This is a genomic window from Paenibacillus sp. AK002 (assembly GCF_053903045.1).
The window spans coordinates 5,528,955-5,548,883 of the sequence record NZ_CP096377.1; the positions used below are offsets into that span (position 1 = coordinate 5,528,955).

The 19,929-nt window shown below is 52.3% G+C and carries 21 protein-coding genes; 9 read left to right on the plus strand and 12 right to left on the minus strand.

Going from position 1 to position 19,929, the window contains the following annotated elements:
- Window positions 1-5: 5 nt before the first annotated feature.
- The 6 genes from M1D70_RS24645 to M1D70_RS24670 all read right to left on the minus strand — a co-directional run bounded on the left by M1D70_RS24645 (window position 6) and on the right by M1D70_RS24670 (window position 5,615).
- Window positions 6-1,352 carry an LLM class flavin-dependent oxidoreductase gene (locus M1D70_RS24645; RefSeq protein ID WP_456288227.1) on the minus strand — a complete coding sequence of 449 codons (1,347 nt, stop codon included), beginning with the start codon at window positions 1,350-1,352 and terminating at the stop codon, window positions 6-8.
- A 78-nt stretch (window positions 1,353-1,430) separates the two neighbouring features.
- The gene (locus M1D70_RS24650; RefSeq protein WP_456288228.1) at window positions 1,431-2,411 is read right to left on the minus strand and encodes an aldo/keto reductase; all 981 of its coding nucleotides are present in this window, start codon (window positions 2,409-2,411) and stop codon (window positions 1,431-1,433) included.
- A 252-nt stretch (window positions 2,412-2,663) separates the two neighbouring features.
- Window positions 2,664-3,986: an LLM class flavin-dependent oxidoreductase gene (locus M1D70_RS24655; protein ID WP_456288229.1), complete on the minus strand. Its 1,323-nt coding sequence runs from the start codon at window positions 3,984-3,986 to the stop codon at window positions 2,664-2,666.
- A gap of 26 nt (window positions 3,987-4,012) precedes the next feature.
- Window positions 4,013-4,585: a DUF4825 domain-containing protein gene (locus tag M1D70_RS24660; RefSeq protein WP_456288230.1), complete on the minus strand. Its 573-nt coding sequence runs from the start codon at window positions 4,583-4,585 to the stop codon at window positions 4,013-4,015.
- Window positions 4,582-5,262 (minus strand): permease prefix domain 1-containing protein, encoded by a 681-nt coding sequence (locus tag M1D70_RS24665; protein WP_009595723.1) that lies wholly within the window; start codon window positions 5,260-5,262, stop codon window positions 4,582-4,584. The genes M1D70_RS24660 and M1D70_RS24665 overlap by 4 nt, the downstream gene beginning before the upstream one ends.
- A 2-nt stretch (window positions 5,263-5,264) precedes the next feature.
- Window positions 5,265-5,615 (minus strand): PadR family transcriptional regulator, encoded by a 351-nt coding sequence (locus M1D70_RS24670; protein WP_456288231.1) that lies wholly within the window; start codon window positions 5,613-5,615, stop codon window positions 5,265-5,267.
- 233 nt (window positions 5,616-5,848) lie between these two features.
- On the opposite strand from M1D70_RS24670, the gene M1D70_RS24675 reads away from it, so the two are divergent.
- The 6 genes from M1D70_RS24675 (at window position 5,849) to M1D70_RS24700 (ending at window position 10,929) form a co-directional block, all read left to right on the plus strand.
- On the plus strand, window positions 5,849-6,376 hold the full coding sequence (locus tag M1D70_RS24675) for a DUF2062 domain-containing protein (RefSeq protein WP_009595805.1): 528 nt from the start codon (window positions 5,849-5,851) through the stop codon (window positions 6,374-6,376).
- Between the two features lie 205 nt (window positions 6,377-6,581).
- Complete coding sequence (locus tag M1D70_RS24680; RefSeq protein WP_456288232.1) at window positions 6,582-8,042, plus strand: spore germination protein; 1,461 nt, start codon at window positions 6,582-6,584, stop codon at window positions 8,040-8,042.
- Window positions 8,042-9,208 (plus strand): Ger(x)C family spore germination protein, encoded by a 1,167-nt coding sequence (locus M1D70_RS24685; RefSeq protein WP_456288233.1) that lies wholly within the window; start codon window positions 8,042-8,044, stop codon window positions 9,206-9,208. The genes M1D70_RS24680 and M1D70_RS24685 overlap by 1 nt, the downstream gene beginning before the upstream one ends.
- A gap of 11 nt (window positions 9,209-9,219) precedes the next feature.
- Window positions 9,220-9,423 carry a hypothetical protein gene (locus M1D70_RS24690; protein WP_456288234.1) on the plus strand — a complete coding sequence of 68 codons (204 nt, stop codon included), beginning with the start codon at window positions 9,220-9,222 and terminating at the stop codon, window positions 9,421-9,423.
- Between the two features lie 32 nt (window positions 9,424-9,455).
- Window positions 9,456-10,571 carry a GerAB/ArcD/ProY family transporter gene (locus M1D70_RS24695; RefSeq protein WP_456288235.1) on the plus strand — a complete coding sequence of 372 codons (1,116 nt, stop codon included), beginning with the start codon at window positions 9,456-9,458 and terminating at the stop codon, window positions 10,569-10,571.
- 301 nt (window positions 10,572-10,872) lie between these two features.
- Window positions 10,873-10,929, plus strand: a complete 57-nt coding sequence (locus M1D70_RS24700) for a hypothetical protein (protein ID WP_411553898.1) — start codon at window positions 10,873-10,875, stop codon at window positions 10,927-10,929.
- Between the two features lie 167 nt (window positions 10,930-11,096).
- On the opposite strand, the gene M1D70_RS24705 is transcribed toward M1D70_RS24700, so the two are convergent.
- Window positions 11,097-11,957, minus strand: coding sequence for a DUF421 domain-containing protein (locus M1D70_RS24705; protein WP_009595817.1), 861 nt, complete (start codon window positions 11,955-11,957; stop codon window positions 11,097-11,099).
- A 161-nt stretch (window positions 11,958-12,118) separates the two neighbouring features.
- On the opposite strand from M1D70_RS24705, the gene M1D70_RS24710 reads away from it, so the two are divergent.
- The 3 genes from M1D70_RS24710 to M1D70_RS24720 all read left to right on the plus strand — a co-directional run bounded on the left by M1D70_RS24710 (window position 12,119) and on the right by M1D70_RS24720 (window position 14,183).
- Entirely contained in the window at window positions 12,119-12,325 is a 207-nt protein-coding gene (locus tag M1D70_RS24710) for a DUF1657 domain-containing protein (protein ID WP_009595791.1), read from the plus strand.
- 158 nt (window positions 12,326-12,483) lie between these two features.
- A complete protein-coding gene (locus M1D70_RS24715; RefSeq protein WP_456288236.1) occupies window positions 12,484-13,446 on the plus strand; it encodes a sugar kinase in 963 nt (320 codons plus the stop codon).
- A 65-nt stretch (window positions 13,447-13,511) separates the two neighbouring features.
- Window positions 13,512-14,183 carry a bifunctional 2-keto-4-hydroxyglutarate aldolase/2-keto-3-deoxy-6-phosphogluconate aldolase gene (locus M1D70_RS24720; protein ID WP_009595706.1) on the plus strand — a complete coding sequence of 224 codons (672 nt, stop codon included), beginning with the start codon at window positions 13,512-13,514 and terminating at the stop codon, window positions 14,181-14,183.
- A 108-nt stretch (window positions 14,184-14,291) separates the two neighbouring features.
- On the opposite strand, the gene M1D70_RS24725 is transcribed toward M1D70_RS24720, so the two are convergent.
- The 5 genes from M1D70_RS24725 to M1D70_RS24745 all read right to left on the minus strand — a co-directional run bounded on the left by M1D70_RS24725 (window position 14,292) and on the right by M1D70_RS24745 (window position 19,808).
- Window positions 14,292-14,894, minus strand: a complete 603-nt coding sequence (locus tag M1D70_RS24725; RefSeq protein WP_009595800.1) for a YitT family protein — start codon at window positions 14,892-14,894, stop codon at window positions 14,292-14,294.
- Between the two features lie 112 nt (window positions 14,895-15,006).
- On the minus strand, window positions 15,007-15,861 hold the full coding sequence (locus M1D70_RS24730; RefSeq protein WP_456288237.1) for an MBL fold metallo-hydrolase: 855 nt from the start codon (window positions 15,859-15,861) through the stop codon (window positions 15,007-15,009).
- 234 nt (window positions 15,862-16,095) lie between these two features.
- Complete coding sequence (locus M1D70_RS24735; RefSeq protein WP_456288238.1) at window positions 16,096-18,066, minus strand: PTS fructose transporter subunit IIABC; 1,971 nt, start codon at window positions 18,064-18,066, stop codon at window positions 16,096-16,098.
- 81 nt (window positions 18,067-18,147) lie between these two features.
- A complete protein-coding gene (gene pfkB, locus M1D70_RS24740; protein WP_456288239.1) occupies window positions 18,148-19,059 on the minus strand; it encodes a 1-phosphofructokinase in 912 nt (303 codons plus the stop codon).
- Entirely contained in the window at window positions 19,059-19,808 is a 750-nt protein-coding gene (locus tag M1D70_RS24745) for a DeoR/GlpR family DNA-binding transcription regulator (RefSeq protein ID WP_456288240.1), read from the minus strand. Before M1D70_RS24745 ends, pfkB begins: the two co-directional genes overlap by 1 nt.
- Window positions 19,809-19,929 lie beyond the last annotated feature (121 nt).

Genomic DNA, 19,929 nt, shown 5'->3' on the forward strand with positions numbered 1-19,929 from the left:
CCAGCTCACCCCTTCGCAATCAGGTCATAACGGTTCCATGGGCGGCTCAGTCCCAAATGCTCGCGGAAGGTGCTGCCTTCATACTCGGTGCGGAACAAGCCTCTGCGCTGAAGCTCCGGCACAACCAGCTCCAGGAACAGATCCAGACCGCCAGGCATATAGGGAGGGCAGACATTGAATCCGTCGGCCGCTTCATCCCGGAACCACTCTTCGATGATATCCGCTACCTGCTGCGCGCTGCCGACCACGAGCAGATGCCCGCGGACCGTGACGGTGAAGAAATAGAACAGGTCCCTGATCGTTATATCCTCGCGTCCGTTCGCCCCTCTGGCCAAGTCGGCCCAGTGCAGCGCGGCTTCCGAAGCGGATAGGTCAGGCAGCGGATCCTCCAGCGAATATCCCCTCAGGTCGATTCCGATCTTATCCGAAAGGGGTCCCAGATCGAAATCGGTCACCACCAGTTCGTTCAGCTCCGCATATTTGGCCCGTGCTTCTTCCTCCGTCCGGCCCACGATCGGAACCAGCCCGGGGAGGACCTTCAAATCCGTAGCTTCCCTTCCATGCTCCGGCAGGCGTCCTTTCACTTCCTGGTAAAATTTCACGGCGACTTCTTTGACGTTCGTTCCGGTGAAGACCATGTCGGAATATTGGGCCGCCAGCATTTGGCTGCGCAGGGAGGTTCCTGCCGTGATCAGCGGAAGCTGTCCCTGTATCGGTCGCAGAATGTTCAGCGGCCCGGCGACGGAGAAGTGCTCGCCGACATGGTCCAGGGCATGCACCTTGCTGCCGTCGGCGAACACGCCGCTTGCTTTGTCCCGCGGAAGGGAGTCATCCTCCCAAGTGTCCCACAGCCCGCTGACGATTTCGATGAATTCCTCGGCATAGTCGTACCGTTTGGCGTTATCCCAATGCTTCTCCCGGCTGAAATTCAGCGCAGCCCGCGTATCGGAGCCTGTCACGACATTCCATGAGGCCCGGCCCCGGCTGAGATGATCCAGCGATGCCGTGAAGCGTGCGATGTTGTAAGGCTCGGCATAGGTGGTGTTCACCGTGCCGATCAAACCGATTTTATCCGTTGCCGCTGCCAGATAGGACAGCATGGTGAACGGCTCCAGCCGCGTCATTTGGGAAGGGAATAAATGCTGCATATCCGCGCTCGTGGCCAATCGGTCCCCCAGGAAAAAGAAATCGAACTTGGCCTTTTCAAGCTTCTGGGCGACCTCCTTCAGGAACTGGGGATCGTAAGCCCCGTCCGTTTTGCCTTCGGGCAGCCTCCAGCCCGCGGGATGATAGCCCGTCCCGAATAAGAACAATCCAAGATGCAATTGACGACGTTTTGAACTCATACTCATGGTTGTGTCACCTTCCTGATCCATATTGGTTATGGTTGATCATGATCATCCCGAATAGGTACTGGCGTTATATCTGCTTTATCCATGGAATTCCTCCGTCAAGCGGTCGATCTCCTGCAGTTCTTCCTCTGTCAGCCGTTCATCCGAATGCTTCAGCGTATCCGCGATGTGTTCAGGCTTCGATGCCCCGACAATGGCTGACGTGATGCCAGGGCGGCTGAGCACCCAATTCAGGGCGAACTGCGGAAGCGTCCATCCCCGCTGCTCGGCCAGCGGCCGGATCCCTTCCACGATGGAAAGCGCATGCCGCTGGTTCAGCAGCAATCGTAACCGCTGCTCGCCTGCAGCTAGGCGCGAGTCCGTTGGGGGTGCTTCGCCCGCCCGATATTTGCCGGACAATATGCCCCGTCCGAGCGGACTGTACACGATAACCCCGACCTGCTCGGACTGGGCAAAGGGAATCAGCTCGCTTTCAATCTCTCTAGTAATAAGGCTGTATTCCGGCTGTACGCTCTCGAACCGGCGAAGGCCATGCAGCGCACTGATGCCGTGGGCCTTGGCGAGCTGCCAAGCCGCGTAGTTCGAGCAGCCGATGTACCGCACTTTCCCCTGCCGTACAAGATCCGTAAGCGCCTCAAGCGTCTCGTCCAGCGGGGTTAACTCATCAAACCGATGCACCTGATAGAGATCGATATAATCCGTTTGGAGCCGGGCAAGACTGTTCTCCAGCGCACGGTAGATATGATAGCGGCTTTGGCCCTGGTCATTGATGCCGGGTCCGATGCGATTATGCAGCTTGGTTGCCAGGAGAATGTCCTGTCTTCGCTCCTTCAGCAGCCTGCCCAGAATTTCTTCCGATTCCCCGAGCTGATTGACGTTTCCGTTATCCATGCCCGTGCCGTACACGTCAGCCGTATCGATCAGATTGATGCCGGAACCAAGCGCTTGATCCAATACGGCGGCCGAAGCCCTCTCATCGATCCAGCGCCCGAAAGACATCGTCCCGAGACTTACCTCCGACACTTGAACCCCGGTTCTGCCCAGTGTTCTATACTGCATAATGACAACCCCTCACTTTGCTAGATTCATAAAAAAACAACCGGAGACACCCCTCGGATCACAACTTGATCCAAGGATGCATCTCCGGTTGTCCGGTAGAATGTGCATCATATTAGCGTTATAAATGTCATGAAGCCCTTAGAATCGAACGTCTCGTTCATCTCCGTTGGTTTGGTAGATAAACAAATGATCCAATTCTATCATTTCCGATATGTTAAGTTGGATTATAACACCGTCTAATTTTGTCGTCAATTATTTTTCATGTTGGGTTTGCGGCCGGGTCAGCCCGAGGTGATCCCGTAACGTCCTGCCCGCATATTCCTCGCGAAACAGCCCCCGCTGCTGAAGCAGCGGGACTACGCGCTCCACAAACTGTTCGAGCCCGCTCGGGAGGAGAGGGGCCATAATGTTGAATCCATCGCATGCCATGCTGCGGAACCAATCCTCCATCATATCGGCAACTTGCCGCGCAGTGCCAACCATCGTCATATGTCCCCTCGCCACCGCGTAATGCCGGCCGAGCTCCAGAATGCTCATCCCTGACTTCGCAGCCATATCCATAATCATGATCGCCCGGCTGCTGTTTCCTTCCCGCGGCAAATCGGGCAGCGGGCCGTCTACCGGATATCCGGTCAAATCCGCATTCAGCAGCTGGGACACATACTTCACCCCTGCCTCCGGCAGAATGAGCTCGCTGAATGTCCGGTGATATGCCACAGCTTCGGCTTCGCTGTCCCCAAGGAATATCTGAAGCCCCGGCAGAACCTTTACCTCTTCCCTCTCCCGTCCATACTCCATGAGCAAGTCCTTAAACTCGCGGTAATACTTGATCGCATCCTCCTTACTCTCACAGGCCGTGAACACGACATCAGCCGTTCGAGCCGCCAGCCTTCTTCCGGCAGCCGAGGTTCCCGCTTCAATGATGACAGGCCTCCCCTGCGGAGATCTGGGCATGTTCAAGGGCCCTTCCACCCTGAAGTACTCGCCTTCATGATGCGCCCGATGAATCCGTGCCGTATCGGCAAAGACCGCCCTTTGCCGATCCAATACAAGGGCATCGTCCTCCCAGCCGTCCCATAATCCGGTCACGACTCGTAGAAATTCCTCCGCCCTTTCATACCGTTTGTCGTGTTCCATTAATTCCGCCGATCCAAAATTGCGTGCCTCCGCATCCTTCGTGGAGGTCACCACATTCCAGGCGGCCCTGCCGCCGCTGATATGGTCCAGCGTGGACAGACGCCTGGCCAATCCGTACGGCTCGTTGAAGGTTGTAGAGGCCGTTCCGGCTAATCCAATACGTTCCGTCACCCCGGCGAGGCCGCTCAGCATGGTGAGCGCTTCGGGCTGCAGAAAGCTGACATTCGTCCGTAAATCCTCGATCAACGGGATCGAGTTGTTGTCCGCAAGGAATACCATATCGAATTTCCCGCGTTCGGCTGCTTGGGCGCAGCGTTTATAGAAATCGTAGTCCATCGCCCCGACCCCTGCCGAATCGGCATGCCGCCATGCAGCGATATGATGGCCGTAATTCATCAGAAAAGCGCCCAGGATGAATTGGCGTTGATCTGAACCCATCACGTTCACTCCCCTCCGGTTTATCTCTATAGATTCTTGATCTCGATGAGGTTATCTACGTATTCACTGACATACTTGTTATCGTGAAGACGGGCTTGTACTTCCTTCTCCCATGTCACGGCTTCCCGCAAAGACGCAAGACCCGTCCCGATGCCATACCATGCCTCCACCTCATCCCGACGGATGGTGAAAGACCGGTCTTCAAACTTGAAAATCAGTGTATCCAAATTATCAATCATGGCAAAATTCGCAGTGGAATTATAGACCAGCGTCTGCTTCAGCATGTCCTCTTTCAGATCACCGATCCTGGACCTGAACCGAAGCTCGGCTGTCAATTCTTCCGGATACAGCTGAAACGTCCGCTCAATGTCACGCATGGGAAGCGATGCGTTCAAATTGATCAGGTTACCGGCATTGCCCATGTATGGGCTGGCGAAGTTCAGCGAATTCCGTATATCGTGCGTCAACGGATCATTTTGCTCCGCTTCATATTGAACCGCTTGTTCATTTGCCTTGGGCTTGATGTATCCCTCCAGGGCCGCCATGCCCCCGATGCCGATCAGCAGCAGGACAACGATCAGCCAATTCTTTCTGCTCATGGTTCATTCACCTCAAGTTGAAACGTTAGTTTATAAGCTTTCTGGACCAGCAGCGGAATGATGACCGACGTCATCGGGATAACATACCGCATGACGGTCACGTAGAACGAATAAGGCCCATCGACCGACAGTTCACGCCCAAACCATAAATCGCTGCCGTATTGAATCACGAAGGTATACATGGAGATAACCACGATAAATATCGACCACAGCCACCATGCCCACTTGCTCCACTGGTTCAATTTGCCTGCGTTGATGACGGCTGTCTGCTTTTCGTATCGTTTCAGATGCCGTGACATGGAAAGATACGCCGCACCGGTTAATGCAGCCAAACAGAGGAGGAGCGTGTTCACCCACATCCCGTTTGGCAAAAACCGGGCCGGAATGGTAGCGATCCAGGCCAGCAAGGAATAAATAAGGGTGCTCTGAAGGAGGTCATGACGGAAACGGTAGCTGTAGATTTTCTGGTTATCGTCAATCAGAGCTTCGATGTCTTCCATATTTTCGATCGCCAGACTGATCGCCGACTGATATGCTATGCCGTTCTCCATATAATCCGTGACCCGCGCCTCCAAATTGCTGAGAACCTCATTCTTCAGATCCACAACTTCCTTGGTTTTGCGTTGATTCGCGAATAGGCGATCCACAAAAATCTCCAGATCATGCCTGTTGGTCATTGCTATTTCAACTCCTTTCCGTTTCCGATCAGAACATCGATAATCTCGCGTGCCGCCTTCCATTCTTCTTGGTTGCGCAGCAATCGCTTCATTCCCTCCTGGCTGAGATTGTAATATTTACGCCTCCCGCCCTGAGTTTCTTCTCCCCAATAGGAGCGTATCAATCCCTGCTTCTCCAGCCTCCTCAGACTTGAATACAACGTAGGCTCCTTCAGTTCAAATCGATTCCCGCTTCGGATCGCGATCTCCTTAATGATCTGATAGCCGTAATTATCTCCGTCTGATAGCACGCGCAAAATAAAGGTATCGATATTGCCGCGTACCAAGTCACTGTTATGTAAGGGTTCAATCAAATACCCGAACCTCCTAACGGATGGAATGGGTATAATATAACGCACATTACTATGCATGTCAAAGTAATATTCCACGCATATATTCAGTTATAATCTTCTTTGGATTGACGGTTTGCGAGCGTCTACTATATAATTCTTGAAAGTTCTTCCTATTATAAATAGGATCCCATAGAAAGCTGTGCAAGAGATCCCAATATATCTGTATCCATCAGTACCCGCAGGAGGAAACGGTTTTGCTTCATAAATACATTCGACGACTGAAATACTATATTCTCCGGACCCTTCGCATGCAAAATAGCGATCATCGGATCGCTCTCGGCTTTGCCGTCGGCTTCTTCCCTTGCTGGTATCCCACCTTTGGCATCGATCTGCTGCTGGCTCCGCTGCTGGCTCGCATGGTAAGGGGAAACATCCCCTCCGCCTTCCTTGCAGCCTCCGCAGGCTCCGTCTTGTGGCCGATCCTGTTCTATCTAAACTACAGAATCGGCGTGTTTGTGCACCTGTTCACTACGTTTCCCGCGACCTTCGAAATCGAAGATGCGCTCACGGTTCCCGTTCCGGAGACGGATTATATCGTTGAAACGGACCATTTCGGCAGGTTGGGCGACATGGGCGTTAACTTTCTCGTCGGCGCCTTGATCAACAGCGTTCTATCTACGCTGATCCTTTACATTTTGCTGCGAATCATGCTCTCCGTCTACCGCAAACCTTTGCTCCACAAGATCAAAGAATCCATTCGTAGAGGAAAATCGAAGCCTTAGCCCGAAGCTCCCCCTGTAAAAGCGCCCGGAATCCTATTCCGGGCGCTTTTTTTTATACCGTTCAAGCTCAATAGTCTCGGTCTATTCGTGATTTCCCCTTCAGCTATGAGCCGTTTTCTCTGGAAAATTCGGTATAAGTTGCTAAAAGTACGGCATTCTAAAGAGGATGAGCCTTACTATATACCGGCAAAGGAGGGAAGTTTCAATGAAATCGAAGGTACGGCCCGCACTGCTCGATCCTGTTAAAATGCGGCTGGAACATTGCGAAGATGTCATCTACCAATCCTTGCGTCTCCATGGATCCACGTGTACCGTCATCTACATTGAAACTATCGTGGATATCAGCACCCTGCATGAATACATCGTCAAACCATTGATTAAGGAAGCCGCGAAGGTTCAGCATGATTTCCTTAATTTCATTGACCGCATGGATCGCGGAGACATGCTGTCGGTTCCGTTCGAGCGTTCTTCCTCCGCCGAGTATATTGCCGATATGATCGTTGAAGGCAGGGCCGTCGTGATTGTGGAACAATTGGCGGAGGCTTATTTGTTCGACATCGTCTTGTATCAGAAGCGGGCGGTTTCGGAATCCCAGAACGAGCTGGTCGTGAACGGACCGCAGGAAGCGTTTATCGAAGACATCGGAACAAATCTATCGCTGCTCCGGCACAAAATCAAACATACGGATCTCAAAACCGTGCGCTACCAGATCGGCGACTACTCCAAAACTGCCGTGTACATGGTGTACGTCGACGGCTTGTGCAAACCTGAAATCGTCGCTCAAGTGGACCGGCAGCTGAGCAGCATGTCCATCGACGGGACGTTCGGGATCAGCACCTTGTCCGAGCAAATGAAGGAAGGCGTAAAATCCCCCTTTCCTCAGTTTCAGTACACGGAACGCCCCGATTCCGTTGCGGCATCCCTGCTCGAAGGCAGGGTCGGCATCATGCAGGACGGAACGCCGTCGGCGCTGATCGTGCCCGTCACCCTATTTTCCCTGCTGCAGTCGTCCGAGGATTATTATCACAGCTTCTTCTCCTCCAGCTGGATTCGGATCGTCCGGTTCATGTTCGCGATTATTTCATTATTGATGCCCGCCCTGTATGTCGCTATCACAACATTTCAGCCATCCATCATACCAACCGATTTGCTGATCACTTTAGCCGCATCGCGTGAAAATATACCGTTCTCCGCCTTAGCGGAGGCGCTGATCATGGAACTGACCTTTGAAGCGCTGCGAGAAGCCGGGACTCGTATCCCGAAGCCCGTCGGGCAGACGATATCCATCATCGGCGCCATTGTCATCGGACAGGCCGCGGTGGAAGCGGGGATCGTATCGAACCCCATGGTCATCGTGGTTTCGATAACGGGCATCGCTTCTTACATCATTCCGCACTTCGAGCTGGGGCTGGCGTTCCGCTTGCTGCGATTTCCTATCCTCATACTTGGAGGGACGCTCGGTCTGATCGGCGTGTTCACGGCCGCCTTCCTGGTGTTTGGACATATGGCTTCCCTGAAGTCGTTCAATACGCCGTATCTGCAGCCCGTTGCACCCCTTGTCTTATCGGAATGGAAGGACACCTTCGTGCGGGCGCCGTCCATGCTGATGAAGAACAGGCCTAAAATCTATGCATCATCCAACAATTTAAGGAGACGAAAACGATAATGCTTCTACTCAAATGGTTGAAAATTCTGCTGCCATTATCGTTGTTGACAGGCTGCGGCTTCAACCTGACCAAGGTTGAGATCAACGAGCAAACCTTTGTTTTTGCCATGTACGTGAATAAAAGCCAGAAAGACGGAAGCGTGGAAGTTACGATCAGCGCCCCCTTGCCGAACCGGCTCACATCCGGGCGTCAAGCAGGCGGGAAGGGTGGCGGAGATCCGTATGCCATGGTAACCAAATCCTCCACCACCGTGCAGGATGCCCTCCACCTGATCCAACGGGATCTTTCACGGCGTTTCGACTTCAGCCACACCAAGGTTGTTGTCGTAGGCAAGAGCTATGCGGAAGCGGGATTAGAGGATCTGATGGATTGGCTCCAGCGGGAACCGACAACGAATATGAGCATCTATATCATGGTTGCGCCTGGAGACGCGAAAAAGGTCGCCGAGCTGACGCCGGTTTTTGAACAGATGCCTTCGGAGGTGCTCATCCGGTTTGCGGACCAGCACAACATGATCACCACGAACCTGAAGGATTGCCTCTTTGCCGATTCGGGCAATCAAGGATATGCCCTGACCTATTTGGCGGCAGGCATGAAGCCTATGGTCGCTGACCAGGAAAAGCTGGAGCCGTGGACGGGAATTCAAGGCACGGCGCTGTTTCATCAACATAAGCTGGTGGCCACCCTTCCTATGGAAGAGTCGCTTGCCGTCAGTTGGGGAGTGAATGAATTAAAAGCCCCCCTGTATACCGTTTCATGGGATGAAAAAGGAAAAGCCAGCGCTTTCCTGATTTCAACACGCTCCAGCAAATCCGTACGCATGGTTTCGGGCCATCCGGTATTCACCGTCAAGCTGAGCGGGACAGGGGATATTGTTTACAAAAACATTCATAAGCAATTGGATACCCTTCAGGCGAAAGAGCTTATTGAGCGTGAGCTCAACGAGCTCATTGCAGGTCATCTCCGAAAGGCGCTCCGCACCTCGCAGCGAGTCGGCGCAGACGTCCTGCAGCTCGGGATGCTGGTGGACTGGAACTACCCCGATCATTGGCAGAAGGTTCGCCCCAACTGGTCTGATTATTACAAAAACGAAGTGGAGATACAGGTGGTCACCGACATTCAGATTCGAAACTTCGGGGCCGTACTCAAAACGAATCCGAAATAAGGAGGCGTGTCATGCTGGCTCTTCTGTTCCTCGTCTACGCCTTGACGGAATGGTACTTCGCGAAGAAAAAAGTAAGGTCACGCCGTGAAAAATGGACGATGCTCATTCTGATCCTTGCCTTTTCCGTCTGGAATATAATCGCCTTGTATTCTTACGAGTGGCTGACCCCCAACCATCTGATCATGCTGCTGTTCGGCTGGCTGGATGAGCTGTAACATCTATAAAACGAAAGGGGTACGAACCCGACATGCGCAATACGCCCTGGCAGCTGTTTCGTTTCGGATTTGTCTATCTTAACGCCATACCTACGGGATTTCTAGTCACTCCTCTCTTGTGGAACTCGGCATATTTGGGATGGGCCTCGATTCTGGGCGGTTATGCGATGAGTTTGGTCTTCTTGTGGTTTATGCTGAAGGTCGGGCTGTGGGATCCTCGGAAACCCTGGATCGATTTTGGCAGTGCCCTGGTCAGCAAGTGGATTCACTTCCCTGTCGTCGCTTTGGTATTCTTCTGGTCTATCAATTACATAGGGATGGATATCGAAGGTTTCACGTTATTCTTCGATACCAATTACATGCGGGAATCTCCCCAGTGGTTCATCCTCCTGATTGTGGGCCTGGTCGTTATGGTTACGGCCAGGTGGGGCATGGAGACGATGATTTATATTTCCGACGGGCTGTTTCTTGTCATCGTTGTTGCCATTGTTGCCATGAATATGTTTTTCTTCAAGGAAGCGCATTGGGATATGATGATCGCGATGGTCAGGCATCACAATTATGAGTCGGCGATCAAGGACAGTTTGTTCTGTCTTTCATTCTTCGCGGAATGGATCGTGTTCCTCTTTCTCGCTCCTTATATCCAATTCAACAAAAAATCCTTTCGCAACCTTGCTGCGGCAGGACTGTTGGTCACCATAGGCGTAATGCTCCAATGGGCATCGGCATTGCTGAATTTCGGCCCCTATCTAGGGCGCGAGATGCAGTATCCGCTCGTCGAATTAATGCGTGCAGCCAGCGGGTTCCTCGGCAATTCCGATCCGCTGATCATTGGGTTATGGAGCAGCTCGATGTTCTTCCACAGTGCCTTCCTCATCCACGTGAGCGTAAGGTGTATGGCGAAACTCCTTAACCTGAAACAAATGGATGGTCCCCTGATCGCGATCATTGGGGGAACCGCTATCGTAATTGCGTACCAGTATTCGCAAAATCCGATCCTTTTTCAGCAAGACTTCAATTCCTTCGGGATGGCGGTATTTTTCATTCTCATGGAGTTAATCCCGATTTTCTATTGGATTGCCTCCCTGTTCCATAAACGTAAGCGTAAACCAAAATCAAGACCAAAGCCTGACCAAAAAACCGCTTGAGAGTCTAGAACTTGTAATGCCCCTTCCATCCTGTTCTACGTTCGAATTTCAACATGAAAAAGAGCGGCCGTCAGCCGCTCCCATCTTATGGGTTAAGGGGAAATTTTCCCGGAAAGTATGATAACCCTCCGATGTTTATGCTTTCTGACCTCGTCAAAAAATCAACATTTTATGTAAGCGCTTCCTACAAAAAGGTTCTTTTATTGTAAGCAATTGGCATATTATATAGTACAGTAGACCAGCTAAGCAAGGGTGGCAGCAGGAGGTGATAGGCATGGGCGTGAATGAAGCTTTGGCTTTAATGATTTCGTTCGCCACTCTGGTCGTTTCGATCCTTGCCTTCCATAATAAGAAATAGACCCGTCCTGGAACAGATGAATCTATTTCTTACGTCTGGTTGCAAGCAAAAATCCACCTTGCGGGCGAAGATCTGCTGTACGAGGAGTCGGCGGCAACCGGCTCCTTTTGTGATACACAAAAATATCCTATTCCGGTTTTTGCGGATTTATGACTCGGCGACACCCATTACGTTTTCAGAATCGCCTGTACATCGGCTAAAATTTTCTCCATCCGTTTGGAGCTCTCCTCATACATTTTCTTAGCTTTCTTGCTTTTCGTGCTGAGACTGAACAATTCCAAATCCGCCTGGCATTTCTTTAAATTTGCATACAAGAGCTTCCGTTCCTCATTTTGGGGCACCTGGATCTGATCGTTATACAAATCGACGGTTAATTGTCCATAGGTATCGACTTGAGCAAGGAATACGTCCTTGATCCTGGCGCCCTGCTTGTCCAGCTCTTCCACCAGCCATCCATGATTGAAGCCCGAGACGCGCAGCGGTTCATCCATGACCTCCCCATCCATGATCACAACCTGCCCAGGTTTTTCCGGCGCTACCTGTATACCTAGATCCTTGGGAGTCAAAGGCAAACTTTCGCGCTTCTGCAGGACATTGATCTCACCGCTGGATTCCATGATGGCAAATTCCACGTCGGCGACCTGAAACACGTCTTTTTTGCGGAGCTGCTGCATCAGCTCGTCGGTCGACAGCCTTTCCTTCTTTAAATTATCTTCTAATATCTTGCCGCCTTGAATGAGCACGGTTGATTTAAAGTCGATAAAATCCCTTGCCTTTTTGCTCTTGATTTGCAGGAATTCGATGAGAAGCGAGCAGGCAACCCAGACGCCCAGAGCCACGAGCCCTAAATACCAGTTTGCTTCCAGATCCAACGATATATAGGCAGCTATGCTACCGATCGTGATCCCTGTTAAATATTCAAAAAAAGATAGCTGCGTCACCTGACGCTTGCCAAGCAGTTTCGTCATCAGGAACAGCACGACCACGGCACATACGGTTCTAAGTACGATTTCCAACCATTGAGGCACAACAACGACCTTCCTTTCGATGTAATGACATAGCAATCACTATATAGATTATTGTCAAATATCCTATTTGAAATCACACCATTATTTTCCTTGCCATGCTTCATGCATGTTCTTCTCCAAAATGCGTACATTATTACGCATGAAAGGAGTGATAAAAACCAATGACCGTAGCTTCCGATGTGAAAACATGCCTCTCATCCTTAAAAAGCGCTCAGGCTAGCCTTGAGCAATTTGCGCTGTCTACGCAAGATCAAAATGCCAAGGACCTGTTCACTACCGCGGCACAACAAACGCAGCAAGTCGTAGACCAAGTAGCCCAGCGGGTTCAGCAGCTTGAACAGGAAGAGCCTCAGTATAAAGGTTTCTAAGCATTGTTTTTTTGCTTTCTCCTATGCTGAAAGCCCATGCATACCTCCTATCTTTCTCGGATAGGAGGTTATTTATATTGTGTTATTTTTTATTGAGTTATCATCACCATCAGGGTAAAGTGTTAATAACGGAGACTGAATATAAGGGGGTAAATTCTATGAATAATGGTATGCGTCCTATCGATGTCATCACGTTCGGCGAATCGATGGGATTATTATATCCCGAAGGCACACGAGGCATTGGCCAGGGAGGAACCATGGCCCAGTCCTTCGGCGGCGCCGAAAGCAACCTCGCCATCGGGCTTTCCAGGCTTGGCTGCAGCAGCGGATGGTTCGGCCAGCTGGGCAACGATCCGATCGGAACCGGCATTTTGAAAACGCTTCGAGGTGAAGGGGTCGATGTTTCCAGCGCCAGACAAACGGATGCGGCACCGACCGGTCTTATGCTGAGACAGAACGTTCGCGGTCAATCCTCCGTCTATTACTACCGCAAGGGCTCTGCCGCCAGCCAAATGACGCCGGACCATGTAGACTCCGAATACATAGCCAAGGCCCGCATCCTTCATTTCACGGGCATCACCGCCGCCTTAAGCAGCAGCTGCCTGGAGACGATACGGCATGTCATTTCCGTATGCAAAACGCATGGCGTCCAGATCAGCTTTGATCCGAACCTCAGGCTGAAGCTGTGGAACATTGAGGAGGCTCGCCCCGTATTGCTGGAGCTTGCCGAAAGCTGTGATTATTTCCTTCCTGGCTATGATGAATGCAAGCTGTTGTTCGAAACGGAGGACGAGCAGGTGATCCTGGACCGTCTGCGTCAGCTGCCCGGCATGTCCGTGATCAAGAGTTTCGACGGAAACAACGTTATTGTTCGGGAAACCGGGACCTACTCCCTTCCTTTTGAGCGTGTGGATAACGTAGTGGATACCGTTGGCGCGGGAGACGGCTTCTGCGCAGGCTTCCTGGCAGGCATCGCCAAAGGCTGGACACCGGAGGAGGCCGTGTCCCTAGGCGGATTAACCGGATCCCTGGTCATCCAAGCCCCAGGTGACTGGGAAGCGCTTCCGACCTGGGAGGAAGTTCAGCAGCGGCGAGGAAATGCCGCCCATATCGAACGTTGACCCGCTATGATTGGATATCAAGCCATCATCTAATAGAATGCATAGATTAAGAAGGAGTGTATAACATGAAAAAATTGAAACTGATCGAACAGATCCATCAGGCTGGCGTTGTCGCGGTCCTGCGCGGCGATTCTCCCGATGAGGTTGTAGAGATTGCCAAACGCGCGATTGAAGGCGGCATCAAGGTCATCGAGGTGACCATGACCGTACCGTTCGCTACGGAAGCCATTACGACGTTATCCAAAATGTACTCTTCCAAAGACCCGCAAGCGGACAACTATGCCATCATCGGAGCCGGAACGGTTCTGGATGCAGAAACAGCCAGAATCACGATCCTGGCCGGTGCCGAGTTCGTGGTCTCCCCAGGGTTCGACCGCGATACGATTATGCTCTGCAACCGATATCGCATTCCGGTCATGCCGGGCGCCGTAACCGTTCATGATATCGTTGCCTCGCTTGAGCTTGGCGTCGATGTCGTTAAGCTCTTCCCGGGTAATCTGTACTCTCCGTCCGTCATACCGTCTCTGAAGGGCCCGCTGCCGCAGGCCAATATCATGCCGACCGGAGGCGTGAATCTGGACAATCTGCATGAATGGATCAAGGCCGGGGCATTCGCGGTCGGAATCGGGTCCGATCTGACCAAAGACGCGCTTAAGAGCGGAGACTTCAATTTGATTACGGAGAAGGCCCGTGCTTATATCCACGCCTTTCAGGAAGCTCAAACCTCCCATAAATAATCTTTATGCACATGCCGTAGTAATTCATAGATGGCGTTCGCTGCATGTTTCATCTTCATAAATAACAGACAAGCCTATCAAGTCGATCTTGATAGGCTTGTCTGTTATTTAATCCTTCTCTTTCGAAAACCATCGTTTCTGTGTAATCATGCCCGTTGTAAAACCGCCTGCAACAATCGTCAGAATGGAGTACACGAAAGTGCTTCCCGAGAGCAGAACGCCGCCGAATCCGATGATGACGGCATCCATCAGCAAAATAATGACGCCTACATTCAATGGCACATACCTTGCCAGAAAATGAGCCAACAGATCCGTTCCGCCCGTGCTTGCATCATTCCTCAGCATCAATCCTAGCCCGGCTCCGATCAACGCACCGCCTATGGGCGCGCTGATTATCACATGGGGAGCAAAAAAACGCAAAAAATCCGTTTGCAACGGGGAGAGCAAATCGATGACAAACGAAGATATCAGCATGCCTGACAGACTGTTGTAAAAGATTTCGCGATTTAACATCCAGGCGGCGATAAACATGGGGATGCTGCACAAAATGATTACGAATCCGATATGTAGGTCAAACACGTAGTTGGCGATCAGAGCAATCCCGATAACTCCGCCATCCAGAACTTTATGCGGGACAAGAAAAAAATTTGTCCCCATCGCGATCAGAAAGCTTCCGATCACGATAATGACATGTTTTCGAAATGACAGCATATCCCACATCTCCATTTATAAAGGCATGTCTTATTCATATGCTTGTCATTTCGAAAAATTGCGAACTCGTTGTCCCGCATTTGAAAAAAAATTCCATCGGAATGTCTATCGCTTATTCGGCTTTTACATAAAGCAAACGCTCGGTGCGCGCCATCACTTTGGTTTTCATATACGGATGATTCTCATAGCAATAATCCACGAAGTACCCCGGCTTCTCTCCATTCCATGGAAAAATATCGTAATGCATCGGAATGGTCAAATCGAATGCCGACGCTGCGGCAAGTTCTGCGGCTTCCCGGAAGCCCATGTTCCCGACGATGCCGTCCTTCCGGCGGAAGGCATCTCCCCCATTGATCGGCACCATCCCGATATCGATGGAGTGCGCCTGCAGCCTTTCCACCAATCCGGGATAGACTACGGTATCTCCCGCATGGTAGATCAACACGCCCTGGATGTCCACCAGGTAACCGACGAATCGGTGTCCAAACTCTTCATGCTCATCCAAGGTCTCGTGGGCAGCCGGAATCGCCATCAGACGAAAGCCGTCAAACTGCTGCCATTCATCGCATACGGCCGCAAACAGCCGCTCCGGCGCCACGCCGGCACCGCGCATCGCTTCATGGCAGCATGCCGGCGCTACAAACGCTGTTTCCGGATTCTGTTTGGCGATGACCGCAATCGTTCCGAGATCCATATGATCATCGTGCTCATGGGTGATCAGGACCATGTTTGCATTCGTAATATGCTCTGGCTGCAGCGGAGCCGGAAACGCTCGCTGAAATCCCGCTTTGCGCTCCAGGTCGGCTGACATATAAGGGTCGATATAGATAACGACCTCTCCGCCCTTCAGGACAACGCTCTCCTGACCCAAAAACCATACGGCTGCCATCCCATCGGTTGTAGACGTCCGGTTGATTTCATCGATCAGCTGCTCAGACCCCCGGCTGCTGTTGTTCTGTTCTCTCATCTCTGTCCTCTCTCCTTCCTGTTTCTAACATGACTAGATTATACCATGACGTACCCAGTAGAAATCCGGATGTTCATAGATTCTGTTCCCCAAGAAAATCGCGGATCCCCCGTTTATTCCCGCTCGGTACACCATTCCTAAGCGTTCTTATTCAGAAAATCAGGACCTGCCGTCAAAAGAAAAAACGGGTTCAGGGTAAGCTGAATGGCTTACCCTGAACCCGTGTAATTGAGTCTATTTTCGTTCAAGCGGCTTCTTCCAAACTCCAAGCAGCACACCCGAGATCACCGAACCAATGAGAACCGAGAGCAGGAATAGGAGCGCATGATTGGCAAGAGCAGCGACAAAGATTCCCCCGTGCGGGGCCGGAACGTTGATGCTCCACAGCTGCGTCAGCCCGCCTGCCACCGCGGAACCAAGAATACAGGATGTCAGTACGCGCAGCGGGTCGGCCGCGGCGAACGGGATCGCCCCCTCCGTTATGAAGGAAAGGCCCATCACATAGTTGGTCACGCCTGATTTGCGTTCCTGCTCCGTGAACTTATGCTTGAAGAACGTCGTGGCCAGAGCAATGGCCAGCGGAGGCACCATCCCGCCGGCCATGACCGCAGCCATCATGGCTCCGTTCGTGTTGCCGCTGGATGTGAATACGCCGATCGCAAATGCATAAGCCGCTTTATTGAAGGGACCGCCCATATCAATCGACATCATCCCGCCCAGAATCAGACCGAGAATCACCGCGTTGCCGGTACCCAAATTGTTAAGAATATCAATCAGGCCGAGATTGATCCAGCTGAAGAACGGATCGAACAAGTAGAACATGATCGTTCCGGTAATAAGCAGGCCGACGACCGGGTACAACAGAATCGGCTTTAAGCCGTCAAGCGCTCGGGGCAGCCCCGCAAACGCTTTGCGCAGCAGGATAACCACGTAACCGGCCAAGAAACCTGCCGCAAGACCGCCAAGGAATCCCGAATTGGAATTGAGGGCCATCAGGCCTCCGACCATGCCGGGCATCAATGCCGGACGATCGCCTATGCTGAGCGCTATGAAGCCCGCCAGAACCGGAATCAGGAAGTGGAAGGCACCCTCTCCTCCGCCGATCGTTTGCAGCAGCTGGAAGAGCGGATGATCCTCGCCGGCAAGCTGCTCGATCAGGAAGGAGATGGCGAGAAGAATGCCGCCGCCCACGACAAACGGCAGCATGTGCGAAATACCATTCATCAGGTCCTTATACACTTTTGTGCCTATGCTGCCCTTCTCCGCGTCCTTCGCCTTCGGCTCACCGCCGCCTTCGCTGCGGTAGATCGGCGCATCGCCGCCCATCGCTTTGCGGATCAGCTCCTCCGATTTGCGGATGCCGTCGCTGACAGGACGCTGGAGAACGGGTTTTCCGTTAAAGCGGGCCATCTCCACGTTTTTGTCGGCGGCAATGATGACGCCTGAGGCCCTGCGGATTTCCTCTTCCGTCAATACGTTCTGCGCGCCCTCCGAGCCGTTCGTTTCCACCCGGATTTCGACGCCCATCTCCTGGGCTTTCTTCTTAAGGGCGTCTTCGGCCATAAACGTATGGGCAATGCCGGTCGGGCAAGCCGTTACGGCAACCACGAACGGAGTCGAGTCCCCGGCGGAAACATCCCGTTGGTCAGCTTGGGCTGCAATGCCGGATTCCCGATGCTTGTTCTCCGCTTCTTTTTGTGCGGCTTCCCTTTTTTTGGCCGCTTCCCTCTCAGCCTTGGCGGCTTCTTCAACCGTCTGCTTGGAGTCGAATAAAGCCGTTACCTCCGCCGGCGTCTCCGCCTTCATCAACTGCGCGATGAATTCCGCATCGATCAACAGCCTCGATAACGCTGCAAGGGTACGCAGATGCGTATTCCCCGCTCCTTCGGGAGCGGCGATCATGAAAAATACATGCGCCGCCTCACCGTCCAGCGCTTCGAAATCCACGCCCCCGCTGCTCTTGGCAAACACGACGGTCGGCTCGTTAACCGCTTTCGTCTTGGCGTGGGGCATCGCAATGCCGCCGCCGATCCCCGTACTGGATTCGGCTTCACGCTTCAGGATCATCTCTTTAAACAAAACCGGATCGTTGATCCGCCCGCTGGCGGCCAGACTCCCGATCAGTTCATCGATGGCAGCCTCCTTCGTGGCCGCCTTCAGATCCATGATCATCGTTGCTTGTATCATTAAATCCGTAATTCTCATGCTGATTCACACTCCCTTGAAATCTTCGCGGTGATAACCGCGCCATAACCGCCCATTACCGGTTATTTGATGTGAAGCGGCTCACCACTCCGTGATCCTAACCAGAGGAAGCAGCTCATCAATCGCTTCCCTTGCCGCCAAGTCGTCCGAGAACGCCGTAGCGCTTCCAGAGGCGACCCCCGTCCGGAATGCCTCGATCGGACCCTGGCCCTTCGCAAGCGTGCCGACGAATCCGGCAATCATCGAATCGCCGGCACCGACCGAATTACGGACGGTACCCGGCGGAACATGGGCGTGATAGACCCGATCGGCCGTGATGAACAGCGCCCCTTCTCCGGCCATGGAAATCAGGACATGCTGCGCGCCCTTCTCAAGCAGTTTTTGTCCGTACTCCACAAGCTGCTCCCTCGAGTCAATGACAACGCCGAACAACTCGGCCAACTCGTGGTGGTTCGGTTTCACAAGGAGCGGCTTATAGGCCAATGCCCTCATTAGAGCCTCGCCGGTGGTATCCATGACGAATTCGGCGCCGCCCTTTCGGCAGGCTTCGATCAGACGGCCATAAAAGTCCGAGCCCAGGGAAGGCGGCACGCTGCCTGACAGCACAACGATATCGCCGGCTTCAAGCTGTGACAGCTTATGGAGCAGCTCTTTCGTTTCGTCTTCCCGGATATCGGGTCCCAAGCCGTTGATCTCGGTCTCTCCGCCATGCTTCAGCTTAACGTTGATGCGGGTATCGTCCGCGATGTTCACGAAATCCGTGCGGATTCCTTCCTTACCGAGCATCTCGTCGATATAACGGCCGGTGAAACCGCCAAGAAAACCGATAGCCGTATTATCGGCTCCCAGCTGGTTCAGCACACGCGATACGTTAATTCCTTTCCCGCCAGGAAACTTCATGTCCCGGGTCATTCTGTTCAATCCGCCAAGCTCGATATGTTCAACTTCCACGATGTAATCAATGGAAGGATTCAGTGTAACCGTATATATCATCATGATCCCTCAATTATTTTGGTTTTCTGTGAAATGACCTTCCTCCATGATTCCGGCAAGGACTCCGTAATCAGCGTTGCTTCGCTCAGGTCCAGCAATTTGGCGAAGGAAACCTCTCCGATTTTGCTGGAATCCGCAAGGACGTAACTGGAAGCGGACAGCTGGTGGGCCCGCCGCTTGATCAAGGCTTCTTCCGGATCGGGGGTGGTGTAGCCCATCTCCGCATCCACGCCGTTCGTGCCCAGAAAGCACCGGTCAAAACGGAAATTGTCCATATTTTGCAGCGCGATGCTTCCGATGACGGCTTTGGTATGAATCTTCATCATGCCGCCCAGCAGATAGCTTTTGATCCGCTTGCTGACCAACGCTTCGATATGGGATAAACCGTTCGTGACAACCGTGACGTCTTTGGCGTCGATGAACGGAATCATGGCTAGCGTGGTCGTACCCGCATCCAGGTAAATGCTCTCTCCATCCTCAACCTGTGCAGCAGCCAGCCGGGCAACCGCATTTTTCTGTTGAATGTTTTTGAACGTTTTTTCCTCAATTCCAGGTTCTTGTATCTTTGGGCTCGGCAGAGCGGCTCCGCCATGAATACGCTTTAGCAATTGGCGTTCTTCAAGGTCGATCAAATCTCGCCTTACCGTCGATTCCGAAGCTTCAAGGAGTTCTACCAATTCCTGCAGCTTCACGACACCTCGCTGTTGTAAGCGCTCTAATATGATTCGGTATCTTTCTTCCGTCAGCATAATGAATCCCCCTCTACAGCATATAGTATCATATTCGCCTCAAAAAACAATCTAAAACTTTCAAAAACATTCACAATCATTCAGGAAATCGATGAATGATTTACCATCCTGGCAAGCTGCC

Bases quoted from the DNA above. Each gene is read 5' to 3' on its own strand.
- M1D70_RS24645 (WP_456288227.1), bottom strand. From the start codon at position 1,352: ATGAGTATGAGTTCAAAACGTCGTCAATTGCATCTTGGATTGTTCTTA.
- M1D70_RS24650 (WP_456288228.1), bottom strand. From the start codon at position 2,411: ATGCAGTATAGAACACTGGGCAGAACCGGGGTTCAAGTGTCGGAGGTA.
- M1D70_RS24655 (WP_456288229.1), bottom strand. From the start codon at position 3,986: ATGGGTTCAGATCAACGCCAATTCATCCTGGGCGCTTTTCTGATGAAT.
- M1D70_RS24660 (WP_456288230.1), bottom strand. From the start codon at position 4,585: ATGAGCAGAAAGAATTGGCTGATCGTTGTCCTGCTGCTGATCGGCATC.
- M1D70_RS24665 (WP_009595723.1), bottom strand. From the start codon at position 5,262: ATGACCAACAGGCATGATCTGGAGATTTTTGTGGATCGCCTATTCGCG.
- M1D70_RS24680 (WP_456288232.1), top strand. From the start codon at position 6,582: ATGAAATCGAAGGTACGGCCCGCACTGCTCGATCCTGTTAAAATGCGG.
- M1D70_RS24685 (WP_456288233.1), top strand. From the start codon at position 8,042: ATGCTTCTACTCAAATGGTTGAAAATTCTGCTGCCATTATCGTTGTTG.
- M1D70_RS24690 (WP_456288234.1), top strand. From the start codon at position 9,220: ATGCTGGCTCTTCTGTTCCTCGTCTACGCCTTGACGGAATGGTACTTC.
- M1D70_RS24695 (WP_456288235.1), top strand. From the start codon at position 9,456: ATGCGCAATACGCCCTGGCAGCTGTTTCGTTTCGGATTTGTCTATCTT.
- M1D70_RS24710 (WP_009595791.1), top strand. From the start codon at position 12,119: ATGACCGTAGCTTCCGATGTGAAAACATGCCTCTCATCCTTAAAAAGC.
- M1D70_RS24715 (WP_456288236.1), top strand. From the start codon at position 12,484: ATGAATAATGGTATGCGTCCTATCGATGTCATCACGTTCGGCGAATCG.
- M1D70_RS24720 (WP_009595706.1), top strand. From the start codon at position 13,512: ATGAAAAAATTGAAACTGATCGAACAGATCCATCAGGCTGGCGTTGTC.
- M1D70_RS24725 (WP_009595800.1), bottom strand. From the start codon at position 14,894: ATGCTGTCATTTCGAAAACATGTCATTATCGTGATCGGAAGCTTTCTG.
- M1D70_RS24730 (WP_456288237.1), bottom strand. From the start codon at position 15,861: ATGAGAGAACAGAACAACAGCAGCCGGGGGTCTGAGCAGCTGATCGAT.
- M1D70_RS24735 (WP_456288238.1), bottom strand. From the start codon at position 18,066: ATGAGAATTACGGATTTAATGATACAAGCAACGATGATCATGGATCTG.
- pfkB (WP_456288239.1), bottom strand. From the start codon at position 19,059: ATGATATATACGGTTACACTGAATCCTTCCATTGATTACATCGTGGAA.
- M1D70_RS24745 (WP_456288240.1), bottom strand. From the start codon at position 19,808: ATGCTGACGGAAGAAAGATACCGAATCATATTAGAGCGCTTACAACAG.